Source organism: Limosilactobacillus mucosae (assembly GCF_046939755.1).
GTDB lineage: Bacteria > Bacillota > Bacilli > Lactobacillales > Lactobacillaceae > Limosilactobacillus > Limosilactobacillus mucosae_A.
On the sequence record NZ_JBKZAY010000017.1, the window covers coordinates 34780 to 51320 of the forward strand.

18 protein-coding genes are annotated in these 16541 nt (G+C 45.6%); 4 read left to right on the forward strand and 14 right to left on the reverse strand.

Features of this window, described 5'->3' with window-relative positions:
• Positions 1-29: 29 nt before the first annotated feature.
• The 5 genes from ACLUWI_RS06855 to ACLUWI_RS06875 form a co-directional block, all read right to left on the reverse strand.
• Positions 30-2174 (reverse strand): penicillin-binding transpeptidase domain-containing protein, encoded by a 2145-nt coding sequence (locus ACLUWI_RS06855; protein WP_412146706.1) that lies wholly within the window; start codon positions 2172-2174, stop codon positions 30-32.
• Positions 2174-2545 carry a cell division protein FtsL gene (ftsL, locus tag ACLUWI_RS06860; RefSeq protein ID WP_412146707.1) on the reverse strand — a complete coding sequence of 124 codons (372 nt, stop codon included), beginning with the start codon at positions 2543-2545 and terminating at the stop codon, positions 2174-2176. The genes ACLUWI_RS06855 and ftsL overlap by 1 nt, the downstream gene beginning before the upstream one ends.
• Before the next feature lie 24 nt (positions 2546-2569).
• Positions 2570-3514 (reverse strand): 16S rRNA (cytosine(1402)-N(4))-methyltransferase RsmH, encoded by a 945-nt coding sequence (gene rsmH / locus ACLUWI_RS06865; RefSeq protein WP_412146708.1) that lies wholly within the window; start codon positions 3512-3514, stop codon positions 2570-2572.
• Between the two features lie 23 nt (positions 3515-3537).
• Entirely contained in the window at positions 3538-3966 is a 429-nt protein-coding gene (gene mraZ, locus ACLUWI_RS06870; protein WP_412146709.1) for a division/cell wall cluster transcriptional repressor MraZ, read from the reverse strand.
• A gap of 152 nt (positions 3967-4118) precedes the next feature.
• Positions 4119-4457 (reverse strand): hypothetical protein, encoded by a 339-nt coding sequence (locus ACLUWI_RS06875; RefSeq protein ID WP_412146710.1) that lies wholly within the window; start codon positions 4455-4457, stop codon positions 4119-4121.
• Positions 4458-4579: 122 nt separating this feature from the next.
• On the opposite strand from ACLUWI_RS06875, the gene ACLUWI_RS06880 reads away from it, so the two are divergent.
• Positions 4580-4696 (forward strand): DUF4044 domain-containing protein, encoded by a 117-nt coding sequence (locus ACLUWI_RS06880; RefSeq protein WP_006499693.1) that lies wholly within the window; start codon positions 4580-4582, stop codon positions 4694-4696.
• 81 nt (positions 4697-4777) lie between these two features.
• On the opposite strand, the gene ACLUWI_RS06885 is transcribed toward ACLUWI_RS06880, so the two are convergent.
• From ACLUWI_RS06885 to ACLUWI_RS06895, 3 genes are all read right to left on the reverse strand, one after another.
• The gene (locus ACLUWI_RS06885; protein ID WP_412146711.1) at positions 4778-7144 is read right to left on the reverse strand and encodes a DNA translocase FtsK; all 2367 of its coding nucleotides are present in this window, start codon (positions 7142-7144) and stop codon (positions 4778-4780) included.
• A gap of 24 nt (positions 7145-7168) precedes the next feature.
• Positions 7169-7678, reverse strand: a complete 510-nt coding sequence (locus tag ACLUWI_RS06890) for a tRNA (cytidine(34)-2'-O)-methyltransferase (protein ID WP_412146712.1) — start codon at positions 7676-7678, stop codon at positions 7169-7171.
• Positions 7679-7859: 181 nt separating this feature from the next.
• Positions 7860-8711: a methyltransferase domain-containing protein gene (locus ACLUWI_RS06895; protein ID WP_412146713.1), complete on the reverse strand. Its 852-nt coding sequence runs from the start codon at positions 8709-8711 to the stop codon at positions 7860-7862.
• A gap of 93 nt (positions 8712-8804) precedes the next feature.
• Here ACLUWI_RS06895 and ACLUWI_RS06900 point away from each other — a divergent pair, with 93 nt between their 5' ends.
• Positions 8805-9836 (forward strand): lactonase family protein, encoded by a 1032-nt coding sequence (locus tag ACLUWI_RS06900; protein WP_412146714.1) that lies wholly within the window; start codon positions 8805-8807, stop codon positions 9834-9836.
• Positions 9837-9886: 50 nt separating this feature from the next.
• Here the strand turns inward: ACLUWI_RS06900 and ACLUWI_RS06905 are convergent, their stop codons facing one another.
• From ACLUWI_RS06905 to ACLUWI_RS06915, 3 genes are read right to left on the reverse strand one after another with little or no spacing between them, the layout of a single operon-like run.
• Positions 9887-10777, reverse strand: coding sequence for an RluA family pseudouridine synthase (locus ACLUWI_RS06905; RefSeq protein WP_412146715.1), 891 nt, complete (start codon positions 10775-10777; stop codon positions 9887-9889).
• Positions 10777-11589, reverse strand: coding sequence for an NAD kinase (locus ACLUWI_RS06910; protein ID WP_034539851.1), 813 nt, complete (start codon positions 11587-11589; stop codon positions 10777-10779). The genes ACLUWI_RS06905 and ACLUWI_RS06910 overlap by 1 nt, the downstream gene beginning before the upstream one ends.
• Before the next feature lie 3 nt (positions 11590-11592).
• Positions 11593-12261 carry a GTP pyrophosphokinase family protein gene (locus tag ACLUWI_RS06915; protein ID WP_006499686.1) on the reverse strand — a complete coding sequence of 223 codons (669 nt, stop codon included), beginning with the start codon at positions 12259-12261 and terminating at the stop codon, positions 11593-11595.
• Between the two features lie 252 nt (positions 12262-12513).
• On the opposite strand from ACLUWI_RS06915, the gene ACLUWI_RS06920 reads away from it, so the two are divergent.
• The gene (locus tag ACLUWI_RS06920) at positions 12514-13152 is read left to right on the forward strand and encodes a DsbA family protein (RefSeq protein ID WP_412146716.1); all 639 of its coding nucleotides are present in this window, start codon (positions 12514-12516) and stop codon (positions 13150-13152) included.
• Here ACLUWI_RS06920 and ACLUWI_RS06925 read toward each other — a convergent pair.
• The 3 genes from ACLUWI_RS06925 to spxA form a co-directional block, all read right to left on the reverse strand.
• Complete coding sequence (locus ACLUWI_RS06925) at positions 13149-14192, reverse strand: competence protein CoiA (RefSeq protein ID WP_412146717.1); 1044 nt, start codon at positions 14190-14192, stop codon at positions 13149-13151. The two genes, ACLUWI_RS06920 and ACLUWI_RS06925, sit on opposite strands and share 4 nt — an antisense overlap.
• Before the next feature lie 111 nt (positions 14193-14303).
• A complete protein-coding gene (locus ACLUWI_RS06930) occupies positions 14304-15020 on the reverse strand; it encodes an adaptor protein MecA (protein WP_412146718.1) in 717 nt (238 codons plus the stop codon).
• A 163-nt stretch (positions 15021-15183) separates the two neighbouring features.
• On the reverse strand, positions 15184-15585 hold the full coding sequence (gene spxA, locus ACLUWI_RS06935; RefSeq protein WP_033934933.1) for a transcriptional regulator SpxA: 402 nt from the start codon (positions 15583-15585) through the stop codon (positions 15184-15186).
• Positions 15586-15881: 296 nt separating this feature from the next.
• Here spxA and ACLUWI_RS06940 point away from each other — a divergent pair, with 296 nt between their 5' ends.
• Positions 15882-16373: a hypothetical protein gene (locus tag ACLUWI_RS06940; protein ID WP_412146719.1), complete on the forward strand. Its 492-nt coding sequence runs from the start codon at positions 15882-15884 to the stop codon at positions 16371-16373.
• The last annotated feature ends 168 nt before the right edge of the window (positions 16374-16541 follow it).

The window sequence follows — 16541 nt, forward strand, 5'->3', positions numbered from 1 at the left end:
ATCCTCCTAGAATCAATTCTCATATGGTTTTATTTTGCCTTGTAGCGAACCTGCAAGGCGGCTCCCTCTTTAAGGATCGTGTTGGCCTTAATACTTTGTGAAATGGCATAGCCACCACCAGTCGATTTTAATTTGAGCCCCATCAGCTGAGCGAAACGACTGACATCGGCCTGCGACCAGCCAGAGATATCCGGCATCGTAACCTGCCCGCCCGTCAGCAGAAAGACGCGCTCATTGATAATCACGCTGCTGCCTTTAGCGGCCGACTGCTTTTTAACTTTTTTGCCATTGCCTAAAACAACCACGTTCAGTTTCTTGTTCTGCAGCTTCTTTTGCGCATCAGCCGCACTCAATCCGACAACGTTTGGCAGCTTGACGACGCCTTGATGCTTAGAATCCTTAGCCGCCGCTCGCTCCAAAAGCTGCTTGGTAACCGGATTGACTACTTCAGCCATGTACTGCTCGGCGGCTTTGGTAATATGCTGCGGCTGCTTCATCGTAATGTAGACGATGTATTTTGGATTTTTAGCTGGTGCCATCCCAACAAAGGAATACAGATAGTTGGTACTCCCGGTTTCATAACCATGCGAACTGCCGATCTGGGCCGTCCCAGTCTTGCCGGCAATGCGATACCCGCTGATCTTATATACTTGACCGGTCCCATTCTTGTTATAGATGACGCCCTGCATATAATGGAGCACCTTTTTGGTCGTTGCCTTGCTGACTGGATGACCTACCGTTTGCGGTTTGGTTTTTTCAATCGTCTTTCCATCGCTAGCTACGACTTTTTTAATGAAGTAGGGCTTGACCATCGTACCATTATTGGCAATGGCTGAAAATGCCTGCATCATCTGCATCACGTTGACGGTAATTCCTTGACCAAATGCAGTATTGGCCTGTTCCAACGCCCCCTTATAGCCTGTATAGCCTTTGGATTCGCCACTCATGCCGTAAACGCCGACATTTTTTAACAGACCGAACTTTTGGATGTACTTTTTCCAGGTAGCTGATCCCATATCCTGCTCAATGTGGGCAAAGGCAACGTTACTGGAACGATAAAATCCTTCCTTATATGTAATATTGCCCCAGCCGGCCGTATTCCAGTCAGTAATCTTACCGCCGCCAAGCTCCCAGGTTCCCGACTTGTACACGGCCTCGGGGTTAAAGTTGCCAGAATCAATCGCCGCTGCTAATGCCAAAACCTTCATCGTTGATCCCGGCTCATAGGTATCCTGTACCAAAGCATTGCGCCAGACCGGAGTTGATGAGTTGACATTGGGCCGCTGCGTTGCTGCCAGAATCTTACCGGTCTTGGCCTCCATAACCACGGCAGTCATCGAACTGGCCTGTGTTTCTTTTTCAGCTTTGGCAATTAAGGTTTCAAGCTGCTGCTGCGTCCGATTGTCCAACGTCGTATAGACATCGGCACCATCTTTGGCAGGGCGTCCCTTTACCTGACTGTCAGCCAGCTGATATCCATAGACGTCCTGCTTGATTTCTTTTAGGCCGTTGATACCAGTCAAGTTCTTATTGAAATAGCTTTCCAGTCCCAGTCGCCCAACCAGCTTGGTCTGACCGGTCTTAGCATTGGTCTTGGCAGTTGCCAGACCAATCAGCTGACTGGCAAAGTCACCAGCTGGATATTGACGCGCTGGTGTTGCATCAAACTGCAGTCCCGTAACGTGCTGAGCTTTGATCTTTTTCATCGTGCTGACGGAGATATTGCTGCCAGCCGCGCCAAATTCGACTTGATAGACATTTTTGCGCTTTGGCGACATGATCGACAAGGCCTTTTTTTCCGTGATATCCAGATACTTAGCCAAGACTTTTGCTGCCTTTTTTTTATTGGTTACGTAATTGGGCTTTCCTTTGGCAGTCAAGCTTTGATGGCTCAAAACCGCGGTTACGGTATAGGTTTTGGTATCCTGAGCCAGTGCATTGCCTTGCGCGTCATAGATTGTTCCTCTTTTGGCCTCAATAATTCGTTTCGAAGTGTACATTCGACTGGCCATTGTCTGTAAATTTCGATTTTGGACATCCTTAGTGGTTGCAATGACAAAAAAACGAACGACAAACAGAACAAAAATACAGAAAAATGTTAGGAATAATGCGATACCGAACATTTTGCGATTTTTTTGATTCTTTCCAATCGTTCGTTGTTGTTGGTTTTTCATTACTTATTAACGTTCCTTACGCTTGAATTTGCATCCGTGAGGCCATATTTTTGCGCGATCTGTTCCAATCGTGCCTGGCTGGTCAGCGTAGTAACTTCCTGCTGATCGCTGACATTTTGCTGTTTAACTTTAGCTACCTGCGTTTGCAGATTCTGCAGACGGTGCTGTTGCTTGACGACTGACAGCTGCGTGGTTACGACCATGATCATCATCGAAAATGCAACGAGAGCGCCAAAGATCATCAAAATCTTTTCAAACGGCGAAAAAGGCAAGCGATGCTGATGAGACTTTACTTGTGGCGTCGGCTGATTAGGGCGCGGCGTCAATTGAGGCGTTGGTTGATTTAATTCTCTTGCCGCATTTGAGGCCATATAAAACACGTTCCTTACTGATTTCTACTTAGTTTTTTCAATAATCCGCAGTTTGGCACTGTGTGAACGATGGTTGTCACGCAGTTCCATATCACTTGGCAGGATTGGCTTTTTGTTTACCAATTTAAAACTAGGTTCCATGTCCGGTGGAACCACTGGCAATCCTGGCGGTAATTCCGGCAATGATGCCTGTTCTTTAAACATCGTCTTGACCAATCGATCTTCCAGTGACTGAAAGGTAATCACACTGATACGGCCGCCAACGTTAAGCATCTCAAACGCCTGCTCCAATGAGTCCTCTAAGGCGCCCAGCTCATCATTGACTGCAATGCGAATCGCTTGAAAACTTTTTTTAGCCGGATGTCCGCCGTGCCGCCGAGCTGCCGCTGGAATTGCATTTTTAACGACATCAGCCAGTTCAAGCGTGGTCTTGATTGGAGCCTGCTTGCGCTGACGTTCAATTGCCCGTGCAATCTGCTTGGCAAACTTTTCTTCGCCATAGCGGTGCAGAATCTTGACCAGCCGTTCATATGGCCATTCATTGACAACTTCCATAGCTGAAAGCGATTGGCTCTGATCCATGCGCATATCCAACAAAGCATCATGCTGATAGCTAAAACCGCGCTTGGCATCATCAAACTGTGGCGAAGAAACGCCAAGATCATAAACGATTCCATCAATGCTAGTTACGCCTTGAGCATTCAAAGCCTGCTTTAAGTGGCGGAAATTATCCTTGATAAAGGTTTCCCGACCGGCCGTTAAGTATGGCTTAAGATGCTCTTGATTATAGTCAATCGCAGTCTGATCCTGATCAAACGAATACAGATGTCCTGTCGTGAGCTGTTTTAAGATTGCCTCACTGTGACCGCCACCACCAAGCGTTGCATCAACGTAAATACCAGCCGGCTTAACGTTTAAACCGGCCACCGCTTCATTGAGCAGCACCGTAACGTGGTTGAACTCAGTCATTAATATACCTCCTTTCTGACAAGTTACAGATCGAAGTCAAGATCCTCGGCAATCTGATCAAAATCAGCAGCTGTATTGTCCATATACCGCTGCCAGCGTTCTGTATTCCAGATTTCCAAATGCTCTGATACTCCAACGATCGTGCACTGTTTATCTAAAGCAGCATGCTGTCGCAGTGCTATTGGCAAATTGATCCGTCCTTGCTTATCGAACTGGCATTCGGTCGCGGCAGCATACAAAAAACGCACGAAAGCTCGTGCATTGCGTTTTGTCATTAATAACGACTTTAATTTTGTTTCCAATTCATGCCAGACACTCAGCGGATAACCGGTCAAACAGCCATCCAGACCACGAGTAACGACGAATCCGTCTCCCAGTTGCGAACGAAATTTGGCGGGGATGATCAGACGACCCTTATCGTCAATCGTATGTTCATATTCACCCATGAACATACTAATCCCCCCTTTTGGACCAATGTTACAGATACAGTCTACCACAATCCCCCACTTCTCACCATGGATTTTAATAATTTTGTACAACCTAAAAAAGCCGCTGTCTCTTGAAGCGAGACAACGGCTTTAAAGCTGTCAACATTATATTTATTCTAAACGACCGGCAGATACGATCCGGTTAAAGAAACCAGAAAAGCCACGACTGAAACGACCAGCGTTACACGCCAAAAAGCCGGCCAATACTGCCGATAGATGAATTGGTGCGCCACTGTCAGTTGTAAAAAGATCAAGCCGATACTCAGCAGCATCCAAACAATCAAAACATAGCAGTACCAATAAAACCCCAGATTCCAAAAGCTCAAGATCATCAGCAGTGTGGCCCAAAGCCAGGTATTCCGCCGCTTTGGCAGTTTAAACAGCTTAATCGTTATCCATTCCAGCGTGCCATATCCAATCAAGATGACGAACTCCATGATCAGTTGTCTTACCATTCAAACTGCCTCCGCTAAATTTAGTTAAATTTCATTCTATCACAGATTAACAACAGATTTGAATTTGAGTGCTAAGATGTGTAAACTGATAAGGATAAATTGAAAGGCGGGATTAGTTACCGATGCAACGCAAGAAAAAAACCCGATTCCAAAAAATTACTATGGTGGCCGTTTGGCTGATGCTGATCGCAATGCTGGGCTCTCTGATTTTAGGAGCCGTTGCTTCACTTGGCTTCTAGCTGATCGGTATAAATATAAAGAGGTTTTGGCCAAACAGCTAAAACCTCTTTTTTATTCTAGGTCAAATTTCAAGCAGCTTATTATTGCGCCGGCACATCTGGCTTCTTATAGACTTCACGCGGCTTGGAACCGTTGGCTGGGCCAATATAGCCGCGCTGCTCCATGTCATCAATAATCCGCGCCGCCCGATTATAGCCAATACGAAAGCGACGCTGAATCAATGAGGTTGAAGCTTTTTGCTCTTGGGCTACAAACTGCAGAGCCTCGCCAAACAGCTCATCTTCGTCTTCTTTTTGTTCTTCTTGCTGAATCTCGGCATCGCTAACCATCATCTGATCATCATACTCAGCTGGCCGCTCATTTTTGATAAAATCAACGACTGCTTCAACGTCATGATCGGAAATAAACGCTCCTTGAATTCGAATCGGCTTGTTTTGGTCAATTGGCTCAAACAGCATATCGCCTCGACCAAGCAGTTTTTCAGCTCCATTGGTATCAATAATCGTACGCGAGTCGACCCCACTGGAGACTGCAAAGGCAATTCGCGAAGGAACGTTGGCCTTGATCAAACCAGTAATGACATCAACGCTGGGCCGCTGGGTTGCTAAAATCATGTGAATTCCAGCTGCCCGTCCCATTTGAGCGATTCGTACGATGGCATCCTCAACGTCTTTAGAAACGGTCATCATCAAATCAGCCAATTCATCAACGATTACCAAAATCAACGGCATTGTCGGCTGCTGTTCGTTAGGATCGACATGACTTTGATTTTCTTTTTCAACCATTCGATTATAGCCATCCAGATTGCGCACGCCTAAAGCAGCAAACAGTTCATAGCGCCGTTCCATTTCACCAACTACCTTGCCTAATGCTCGAGCTGCCTTTTTCGGCTCGGAAACCACTGGGCTGAGCAGATGCGGAATCCCGTTATACACGCTTAGCTCTACTTTCTTGGGATCGATCATCAGCATCTTGACCTGACTGGGCTTAGCCTTTAACAGGATACTGGTAATGATCACGTTAATGGCAACCGACTTACCGCTCCCAGTTGCCCCAGCAATCAACAAGTGCGGCATCTTGGTCAGATCAGCCGTCATTACCTGACCAGTAACCGTACGACCAAGCGGCACATCAAGCGGTCGATCATCATGGGGAGCAGCCTCGATCATATCGCGAAAGCCTACCGTGGCAATCTGTTGATTGGGCACTTCAATCCCGATCAATGACTTGCCGGGAATCGGTGCTTCAATCCGAATGTCTTTGGCAGCCAACGCCAAGGCCAGATCATCAGCCAAGTTCGTAATCCGACTGACCTTGACCCCGACTGCTGGACGCAGCTCATATTTAGTCACAGAAGGTCCAAGGTTGACGTTTTCAACTGTGGCATCGACGCCAAACGATTTTAACGTATCCTGCAGTTTTTGCGTATTAGACTTAATGGAATCAAGATCAGCGCTTTGATCAGTCGGCTTCACTTTGGTCAAAAGATCCAGCGGCGGGAATTGATAGTCCTGATCCTCTTTAGCTTCAACGCGATTCAAGGACAGCTCAACATCAGCCTGATCCTTGGCACTCAAGAATGCTGGTCGCTCGTTCTCACTGGCTACAGTAATCCGGGGTTCGCTGTTTTGACGATCAGGCGCGGCTGTTTTCTCAGACGCTGATTGACCGATCTCAAATTCTGGCAATTCTCGTGATTGATGCTCACGTTTCCGCTCAGCATGCGGCGTTGGCAGATTTTTTTCAGCACTCGGCACTGCCATTGGCTCTTTTGGCTGACGTTTTCGGTGTTCCTCTTGACGAGCCCGCCGATCAGCCTCTAATTGATGGAAACGTTCTTTAAGCTGCTTTAGCATTTGGGCAATTGTCAACCGCAGCTTTTGCACTGGCAGATCAAAAAAGATCACAACGCCGATAATCATCAGCAGGACAGCCGCTGCCTTGGTTCCAGTACTGCCAAGCAGATAGCCGCTGCCAGAATATAGCGCCGCCCCCAGCATTCCGCCCCCAATCGGCATACTGGAATCATCATTTAAGACCGCCTCGCTTACGCTGCTCCAGGTCTGATTCCAAAAATCGCTGTGGCGGCCTAACTGATCAAACATCCGTGCATGCAGTATCAACAAGCATCCCAGATAAAAAATCAGCATCCCCCAGACCCAGCGTTTTCTAAAGCGCGGCCATTGAGCATAGATCGTCAGTCCCAGACTGTACAGGATTACGATTGCCATTAACAATGGATAGCTTTGACCAACCAAAACCTTAAAAATGTCCTGCACGCCGGTACCTAAGATTCCCAGTTTAAACAGACCGGTCAGCGTTAAAAGAATGATGGCCAGACCGCTTAAGCTGCGAATAGCTCGCTCGTCACGCGCTGTTTTTCTTGATCGCCGTTTGGCTGCGGTTTTATTGGAACGGCGTCGGGTCGTCGTTTTTTTGCGGGCCATGCAATTCCTCCTTTATCTTACCGATTATTTCAGCTTATCGTCCGAATAGCGATGTACACGGGCTAATTTAGGAAATCCTTGTTGACGAAGCGCTTCATAAATAACAATCGCCGCGCTGTTGGAAAGGTTAAGCGCGCGAATATTGTTATCGTCTTGCGGAATCCGAATGCAATTTTGCGGATAGCGCCGCATAAACGGTTCCGGCAAACCAGTCGTTTCCTTGCCAAACAAAAAGTAGTGGTCGCCAGGCAAGCAGTAGTCAACTTCAGTATAGTCGCGTTCGGCAAACTTTGAAACCAGATACAGCTGATCAAGGTTAGGCACCGTTGCCATAAAATCAAGCAGATCCTCATGATAGACAACCTTAACCTTGTCCCAGTAATCCAAACCAGCACGCTTCATATGCTTGTCATCCGTCGAAAAACCAAGGGGCTTAATCAAATGCAACACAGTGTCGGTTCCGGCGCAGGTTCTGGCAATATTGCCGGTATTAGCTGGAAACAAGGGTTCAAACAGCACAATATGATTAGTCATAATCAGTCTTCTCTCTCCTAAAAAAGGCAAATAAAAAAAGCAGGGTCTCGGTGTGGGCACGGCGAAACGCTGCTTTAATGAAGTACTCTTTGACCAATGCCAACGATAAAATCGATGTCCTCAGTCAAACGATTTCTATAAAATAATATACTACCATCGCTTAAAAAAAACAATTAATTAATCAAAATTTTTTACCGATTAACAAGCTGACGTCAACGGTAACTTGTTTTAATGATGATAAATCGCTTTCACTAAGCTGTTTCGCATTTCGTCCCCAATGCAGCGGCGACATCTCTACCAAATCTTTAGCCAACCCCAGTGGAATCTCAAACTGATATCGAAGCGGCACGATCCTGGCCTGTTGGTAATGCTGCATAAAGCGCTCAACTACTGGTGTATTGTCATAGGCTGCATGCTGATCGCTCTGATCGTATAAAAGATGACGCAACTCAATTAGATAGTTAGCATTGGGAATGATTTTTAAAAGCTGCCCCCCTGGCTTGAGGACCCGATCAAATTCTTGATAATCAGATGGTGAAAAAAGCTCCATCACCTGATCAAACGACTCATCAGCAAACGGTAGCCGGCGCAGATCCGCTACGCAAAAGAACAGTTTGCCTGGCAGTTGAGTGGCTAATTGAACGCCGGCCTTTGAAATATCAAAACCAATGGCAGCATCTTTTTGATTCCGCAAAGTCTCTAATTGAAAAAGCGGCGTTCCTTCACCCGTGCCAACGTCTAAAATCGTCTGCGGCTGGTCTGGCATTGCTGCATTGATCTGCTTAAGCATTGGCAGAAACAGTCCCGCGCTCAGCATGCGGCGTCTGGCTTCAAACATCGTCCGATCATAGTCGGTACCATTGCCGTTATTCAAAAAATAAAGATAGCCATGCTTGTTAAAATCAATGGCATGCCCCTGTTCACAGATCAGACTGTTTTCAAAAACGCCCTTGATCGGTGCCTGACAGACTGAACAGCAAAACAGCTGCCGATGCTCAGCGACCCATTGTTTCTTAATTACTATTTTTTTCATTGATGATCCTTTCGATTTGCTCATAATTTCTCAATTCTAAGCGAATAGTTTCTGCTATTATATAGGTGTACATTTTTAAAGGAGGGCTTCGTTTTGACTGAAGACTTTTTAATTGGAACCTACACCAGTAAATCCAGCCGTGGTATTTACGGTGTAACCTTAGACACGGAAAAAGAAGAATTGACCAACGTTCGCCTGGTAGCTGCTTCTGGTAAGCCAGCCTATCTGCAGTACGGTGAACAAAAGCGGCTGTATGCCTTGAAACAAGATGGTGAGCGTGGCGGCGTAGCGTCATACGATCTGTCCGGCGACAAGGCTGAACTGATCGATGCCAAATTGGAAAAGGGGCCTACCCCTGCCTACATTGGCGTCGATGACCAGCGTCACTTGTTGTTTTCTGCCAATTACCATACCGGCGAACTCAAGGTTTTCAAGATTGCCGCTGATGGCAAGCTGACCCAAACTGATTCTGTCGTTCATCAAGGTGCAACCGGCCCCCAACCAGAACAGGATGCACCACACGTTCACTATATCGATTTAACACCAGACAAGCGCCTCATCGTCTGCGACCTGGGAATGGATCTGGTCGTTGTCTATGACGTATCCGATGAAGGCAAGCTCACGGCTGCATCCCGCTACCAGTTCGAACCGGGTTTTGGTACACGTCACCTGGTCTTCCATCCAAATGGCAAGATCGTCTATGTGCTTGGCGAATTAAGCAGCAAGCTGGCCGTAATGCGCTACAACGCTGCAGACGCTTCTTTGACCCATCTGCAGACCATCAAGACTATTCCGGCTGACTGGACCGCTCATAACGGGGCCGCAGCCATTCATATTTCTGCTGATGGCCGGTTTGTCTATACTTCCAACCGTGGTGAAAATACGATTGCAGTTTTCGCCGTGCAGCCAGACTTTACGGTTGCCCATGTTCAATCAATCAGTACGGAAGGCGATTTCCCGCGCGACTTTGAACTGAGCCATGATGATGCCTATCTGGTAGGTTCAAATCAAAACAGTGATAACCTGACGCTTTACAAACGCGATGCTCAATCCGGACTGCTGACGCTGCTGCAAAAAGACGTGGCCTGTCCAGAACCAGTCTGTGTCAAGCGCTGGCCAAAATAGGCGCTGATAATTCAATAAATAAACGGGGTGCTTGATCAACATCCCGTTTTTTATTGCGTCATTTTTTCAATTATCGGAGTCATGTCGCTTGGGATCGGTGCTTTTAGCTCAATCTGCCGGTTTAAAAACGGACTGTAGAAACTCAGCCACTTGCAGTGCAGCGCCTGCCGTGCCATTATGTCTGGCCCGCCATACATGGCATCGCCCAACAGCGGGTGACCAAGATAGCTGAAATGAACGCGAATCTGGTGCGTACGCCCGGTATGCAGCCTAATTTTGACGATTGAAGCATTTAAACCAGCATGCTTAAGCCAATACTCGGTAACGGCCGCCTTACCATCCGGACCGACTTGACGCTGAACAAACGATTCTGGATCACGCTGGATCGGTGCATCGATATAGCCATGCCTGGTTGCCACCTGACCACTGACCAGGGCAATATATTCTTTTTTTACCAAATGCCGCTTGAGCTGATTATCCAAGACAGCATGAGCAAAACGGTGCTTAGGAAAGATCACTAGACCGCTGGTATCTTTATCCAAGCGCGTGGCGACATGAGTTACCTGATTTTCATAGCCTTGTTTTTGATAATAGTATTTAACGCGATTGACCAGACTATCCTGTTCAGCAACATTATGAGCAGGTACTGTCGCCACGCCAGCAGCTTTGTTGATCACCAAAAAGTCCCGATCCTCATAGATGATGTCAAATGGTTTAGAGCAGACCGGAACATGATCATTAGGTACTTCTGGCGGCAGCTCAATGGCAAAACGGTCACCCGGCTCAACCAAATCGACGGCCCATTTTACCTCATGATTGATCGTCATCTGACCACCATGAAAGATTGCCACTTTGATCAATGAACTGGTAACGCCACGCTGTTTGAGTGCAGAACGCAGCTTGATCGTTTTTTCTCCGGTATAGACCCAGGAAAATTCCATTATTGAATGCCTCCAATAAATGAATCCTTAACCCGATCCCAGAAGTTGGTATGCCGGTACTTAGCGAAACGAATCACCTTGTCGGATACGCGATAGGACACATCGACCAACCGATGCGACTGCGAATCCATCATTATCTGATCGCGATCGCAGCTGAGCACCGTCCCAGAATCATCAGGCAGTCGCAGCGTCAGTTTGGTATCTGAGCCAAAAACGACCGGCGAGCCCAGCGTTCGAAAAACCCGGTTGTTTAACGAGGCCATTTCACCCAGTTGGAAGCCGATAATGCGCGGATCCAAAATCGCGCCGCCAACCGATTTATTATAGGCCGTTGACCCAGTCGGTGTTGAAATGACCAGCCCATCGCCACGAAAACGTTCAAACAGCTGATTATTGATGTATACGTCACAAACCATTGTCTTGACGATATTGCGCAGCGTTGATTCATTCAGCGCCACGCGTCGTTCAATCTCTCCATCATCATAAGTAGCACTCATTTCCAATAATGGATAGCTGACGGATTGGCCACTGTCGTTTTGCAGACTTTCGACCAGGTCCTCAACTTCAAAATTACGCCAATCGGTATAAAAGCCCAGGTGTCCAGTATGAATACCAACAAACCGAATCGTCGACAAGCGATCCTCATAGTGATGAAATGCCGAAATCAGCGTGCCATCGCCGCCAATTGTGATAACGACATCTGGCTGCTGCTCATCATAGGTAATTGCCGTTTCCTCTTCCAGACGATTCAGCAGCAGTTTGCGTACTCGCAATGACTCCGGCGATTCATAGTTAAAAATGGCTACCCGCATTGATTAATCCGCTCCTTTTTTATCTTCCAGCGATGAGTTCAGCAGTTCATCGGGTGCTTGTTTACGGCCAAACAGCGTCTGAGCTTCTTGAATTTCTTCTCTGATCTCAGACATCTCTTCATCCAGCTTAAAAGCAGCCTCTGCCGCCCGCTGCAGACGATCAGAAAGTTCTTTAGGAAATGCGCCTTGATATTTATAGTTTAATGAATGCTCAATCGTTGCCCAGAAATTCATCGCCAGCGTTCGCACCTGGATCTCGGCTAAAACCTTTTTTTCGCCGGTAACCAGCTGAACGGGATATTCGATCACAATATGATATGATCGATAACCGCTTGGCTTAACGTTGGTCACATAGTCGCGCTCTTCTAAAATCGTCATGTCATTGCGCTGACGCAGCAGGTCAACGACTTGATAGATATCTTCGACAAACTGACACATGATTCGCAAACCAGCAATATCTTGCATATCTTGCTCCAAGCGTTCTTCTAAGACATGCCGTCGAACCATTTTTTCTTTAATGCTGTCAACCGGCTTAACACGACCAGTAACAAATTCAATCGGTGAATGTTGGTCTTGATCTTGGAATTGTTTGCGCATCCCTCGCAGCTTGACTTTTAGTTCATTAACTGCTTGTTGATAAGGTAATAAAAAATGCTGCCAATCTTCAATCATTGCAATCCCACTTCCTTGACAATCTCTGTTTATTTTATCATAGTTTCGTAATGACTTAACTAAAGACTGCCTGGTTCAATTGGAAATCAAGTCCAGGATTTTTATAGATGTCGTAACTGATCCGCTAAATGATTGATTCAAATTATTTTATGCAAATTCATCCAAAACAGATTGCTTTACATCGTGCCCATTCTTTGTAAAAATAGCATTGTTCAATAACCGATTATTCTGCAACGAACAGGAGGAGCGGCTGTGCTCGAAATTCACCTTTTTGTTAATCCATTAGGCATGCGCTGTTTTCGCTGCGAACAGGATGTTTTGCGCATTGACCAGCAGTTGCGCACCAAAGTCAATTATCAATTTATTCCGCTGTTTAACATGGAAACGATTCAGCAGACCATGAAGCTTTATCATCTCAACGATCATGATCTCAGTGTTCGGCAACAGACTTCGACTACGCTTTACCAGATTATCTTGGATTATAAAGCAGCACTGTTTCAAGGACGCAAGCGTGGTCGCCACTATCTGTTGCGGCTGCAATCAGCACTGATCAATGAAGGTGCCGATTATTCAGAAGCCCTTGTTAAAAAAATTGCTCAACAGGCGCAGCTCGATTTGGATATGTTCTGGGAAGATCGTAAATCAGAACTGGCAATCAAGGCATTCAAAAAAGATCAATACATGGCTGATGAAATGGGCGTTACCCAAACCGCCACGGCAGTCGTTTTTGATTCTGAACAGCCTGTCTATGGATATATGATCAATAACTTTGACTATGAGTCGCTGATCGAATCATACCGTAATCATCAGTTTTGCCTGCAGCAGACTCCCGAAGAATTTGCCCAAAGCTTTAATGATAAACATCATCAATCAACGCTGCGGATTCTTTAGCTGGCTGCCAGTTTTTCCAGGTAGGCCAGCTTGCGTTCATAGCTGCTGAACCATCGCGGTGGCTGGATCAATTCAACGACTTGCTGCTGATAGCAGATCACTCCAGCCAGATTCAGCTCTTGGGTATAGCAAGCCAAGATTCGATGATGAACCTGCTCGACTTGAGGAGTACTCAGACATGGCAAAGGAAGCCAGTTGGCAGTTTGATTTAAAAAGTCATACCAGGCTGGCCAATTCCAACATTGATGAGCTGGACACTGCTCAAGCCTTAAAATAACCGATATACGCCACTCCAATGGTGTCTCAGTCATTAAGCTCCATTGAAAATGCGTGTCATGAGCAACCAAGGGACAGGTACTGATTGCCCCGTGGCCCATTAGATAGGTCTGATTAGCTAATTCACAAAGTCGCGGCGTTGCCATGCGAATCTGTCGCTGCAGCTGTTGAGTTTGCCAAATTAAAATCTGCCAGACGTCTTGACGACTTTTTCCCAATTTCGGGCCAAGAAGCCGTCTTTTTTGATAGTCAGGCTGCTGCTGTTTTAAATTCCAAAACGGCAAGATCAGCTGTTGATGATGCCATTGTAAAAACTGTGCTGCTTTTCTCGGTTGCAGCCGATGCGCATAGGTTGGTCCCAAAAACCAGCGATAGGCAATTCCCAGCTGTTCGTATCCCTGATTGCGCTCAACTAGCCGCGTCAAGCCAAGCGGACTGCACTGAAACTCAATAGCTGCCCACTGATCATTAATCTTGGTCAATATGTCTGGTCGCTGCTTGATTGTCGGCAAATAAACCTCAGAATAGCTCGGCCAGCCTTGCTGATTCAGCCATCTGCCAATCTGCTGCTTGCCCAGTTTATGAATGGTGGTTTCGTTGGCATCACATCTACTTTTGGCATAATGGGCAAAGTATGGACGATGACCAGTTCCTTGACATAAATGAACTTTTTGACCACAGTCCGGACACCGATACATTCGCTGCGCTTTTTTAGCTTCATTTTGGGCCCAGACTAGTTGACCATTCCACAAAGCGGTCTGCATAATTACACCTCCACTTTGCTATATGCCAAAAAACTGTAATTGTTATTAAAAAAACTGGGTCATTGTTATTTCAATGACCCAGTTTTTCAGTTTTAGTCGATGGTGGTTGACTTAATCAAAATACGTTCGCACCAGTTCTAAGGCAGCCTGTTTCATCAATGGCTTGCCGTGTTCTAAAATGACATCCGGCGTCAGATTGGTTTTTTGACCATACTCATATGCCAAAGCCAGCTGATCCTTTAACTGACTCAATGACAGCGAGCCATCATCAATAAACGTCAAGAGCAGGTAGTCATTGTTCTGGTAACGATAAAGATCAGATACCGCATTAATGTTGTCACGTGCTGATTTGGCCAAAGCTACCAGATCTTCAAAATCATCAATCCTTAAGACACAAACGTTTTTTTCAATAGCTGGATTATCAATGGCAGCTTCTGGCTCATCACCTGCGGACACACTGTTCTCTTGATTGCGATTGGGTTGCGGTTCTTGACGATCTCTGCCAACCAGCTCTTTTTTTATCAAATTGGTAATCTGGTCTTGATCCAATGGCGGCTGACCAGCGGGCGTGCCCTTTTTTAGGCTGGCAGGATCCGTTTTGGTAATGTAAAGCTCTAAACCATCTTGTTGGGGACGAACTTGGAATGTAACCAGATCATTATCCTGAAATTGATGATCAGCATCGACTTCTTCTAAAATACTGTAAAAAAAGTCTTCAATCTGTTGATTATGATTCAGCAAATCAAGTACGGTAATACCACGCTCATTTAGATCCTCATTATTGAGCAGCACGCGAATCGTATTTTCGTTAATGCGTTTCATTTCCATATGCATCGCGCCCCCTTTGATTCGCTAATTTTTCATACGGTTGCTCCAGCTTCGATTTAAATTTAAAAAGCCGAACGATATCAAACGTCTAGTTTTCATTATAGCATTCTTTTTCCAATAACAGTTCGATAAAAAATAAAGGCGACGAAAAATCGCCACCCCTTTAGTTTAAGTTTGCTTTTCGACGCGCTTCAGCCAGTTCCAATGCTCTAACTTCGCGTGGCAGAAACCGACGAATCTCATCTTCATTATATCCAATCTGCAATCTTTTATCATCCATAATGATTGGTCGTCTTAACAGGCCTGGATTTTTACGAATTAAATCATAAAGCTCAGTCATTGACATTTCATCTAGATTAATGTTTAAACTTTGATAAGCTTTAGAACGTTTTGAAATGATGTCTTCTGTGCCGTTTTCCGTCATTCGTAAAATATTTTTTACCTCATCCATACTCAGAGGTTCAGAAAAAATATTGCGCTCGGTGAAAGGAATGCCATGCTCCTTCAACCAGGCCCGCGCCTTACGGCAAGATGTGCAACTTGGAGACGTATATAGTGTAACCATTTGTTGGGCCTCCTTTAAATCAAAAACATGTTTAACCTTGATCACTCCATAAATAATTATAACCTATTTTAGAATGGTTTTGAACCACTGTCAGTAATTTTCTTGACTTTTTGTAAGTAAAATTAAAAATAACGTCTGATTTGCTCGCCGGTAATTATCAAACTGCCATCGTGAACTACACATTTATTGATATAATGGGCATCTTTGATTAATTAGTTGCGCTTTCCAACTCGTTATTCCCAATTAATGTTAATGAGCGGTATAATTAAGACAATTAAGATAAGGAGGAGACAATCATGCTATCACAAATTAGTTTTACTTTTGGCTCAATGCCAGTTCTGCTTGAAATCGTTAAAAAACACCCAGATCGCGACTTCCGGCTGTTGCAGGCAACTGGCGACAATAGTAAGCTGGCTTTATTTGACCTATCAGGTAAGCCAACCATCTTTAACAGTCCAATTACCTTAGAGACTTTATACAGTGTCGGAAACGATAAATTCAAAGGAATTCTTCATTTTGAATCATTTGAGCTCGGTACTGAAGATAAGAACCTGTTACGCAAACAGGCTAAAATGGCCCTTGATAGTGCCGATCATTCTAAGATGACGACTGGCTATATGTTCTCACGTCCTGATCAAACCAACGCAACTATTTTGATAACAACTTGGACAAATGCGGCAGCCATTGATGACTGGACCAACAGTGCCGACTTTGCACCAATCGCCGGATACATGGATCACAGTCCGCGTAGCGTTTACTACTATGAGGATTATCGTCCGGCTAAATAGAAAAAGTGCAATGCAGTTCAATGCATTGCACTTTTGTTTTATCCAGAGATTCGCATTTGCGATAATTACAATTAACAAAAAAACATGTTGCCAATATAGCAACATGTTTAATCATACGGTCCGTACGAGACTCGAACTCGTGATCTCATCCGTGACAGGGATGCGTCC

What these genes read in the sequence shown, in the direction of transcription:
- mraZ (WP_412146709.1), bottom strand. Translation starts at nt 3,966, where the DNA reads ATGTTCATGGGTGAATATGAACATACGATTGACGATAAGGGTCGTCTG.
- ACLUWI_RS06925 (WP_412146717.1), bottom strand. Translation starts at nt 14,192, where the DNA reads ATGCAGACCGCTTTGTGGAATGGTCAACTAGTCTGGGCCCAAAATGAA.
- spxA (WP_033934933.1), bottom strand. Translation starts at nt 15,585, where the DNA reads ATGGTTACACTATATACGTCTCCAAGTTGCACATCTTGCCGTAAGGCG.
- ACLUWI_RS06895 (WP_412146713.1), bottom strand. Translation starts at nt 8,711, where the DNA reads ATGAAAAAAATAGTAATTAAGAAACAATGGGTCGCTGAGCATCGGCAG.
- rsmH (WP_412146708.1), bottom strand. Translation starts at nt 3,514, where the DNA reads ATGACTGAGTTCAACCACGTTACGGTGCTGCTCAATGAAGCGGTGGCC.
- ACLUWI_RS06875 (WP_412146710.1), bottom strand. Translation starts at nt 4,457, where the DNA reads ATGGTAAGACAACTGATCATGGAGTTCGTCATCTTGATTGGATATGGC.
- ACLUWI_RS06915 (WP_006499686.1), bottom strand. Translation starts at nt 12,261, where the DNA reads ATGATTGAAGATTGGCAGCATTTTTTATTACCTTATCAACAAGCAGTT.
- ACLUWI_RS06855 (WP_412146706.1), bottom strand. Translation starts at nt 2,174, where the DNA reads ATGAAAAACCAACAACAACGAACGATTGGAAAGAATCAAAAAAATCGC.
- ACLUWI_RS06890 (WP_412146712.1), bottom strand. Translation starts at nt 7,678, where the DNA reads ATGACTAATCATATTGTGCTGTTTGAACCCTTGTTTCCAGCTAATACC.
- ACLUWI_RS06930 (WP_412146718.1), bottom strand. Translation starts at nt 15,020, where the DNA reads ATGGAAATGAAACGCATTAACGAAAATACGATTCGCGTGCTGCTCAAT.
- ACLUWI_RS06885 (WP_412146711.1), bottom strand. Translation starts at nt 7,144, where the DNA reads ATGGCCCGCAAAAAAACGACGACCCGACGCCGTTCCAATAAAACCGCA.
- ACLUWI_RS06940 (WP_412146719.1), top strand. Translation starts at nt 15,882, where the DNA reads ATGCTATCACAAATTAGTTTTACTTTTGGCTCAATGCCAGTTCTGCTT.
- ACLUWI_RS06910 (WP_034539851.1), bottom strand. Translation starts at nt 11,589, where the DNA reads ATGCGGGTAGCCATTTTTAACTATGAATCGCCGGAGTCATTGCGAGTA.
- ACLUWI_RS06905 (WP_412146715.1), bottom strand. Translation starts at nt 10,777, where the DNA reads ATGGAATTTTCCTGGGTCTATACCGGAGAAAAAACGATCAAGCTGCGT.
- ACLUWI_RS06880 (WP_006499693.1), top strand. Translation starts at nt 4,580, where the DNA reads ATGCAACGCAAGAAAAAAACCCGATTCCAAAAAATTACTATGGTGGCC.
- ftsL (WP_412146707.1), bottom strand. Translation starts at nt 2,545, where the DNA reads ATGGCCTCAAATGCGGCAAGAGAATTAAATCAACCAACGCCTCAATTG.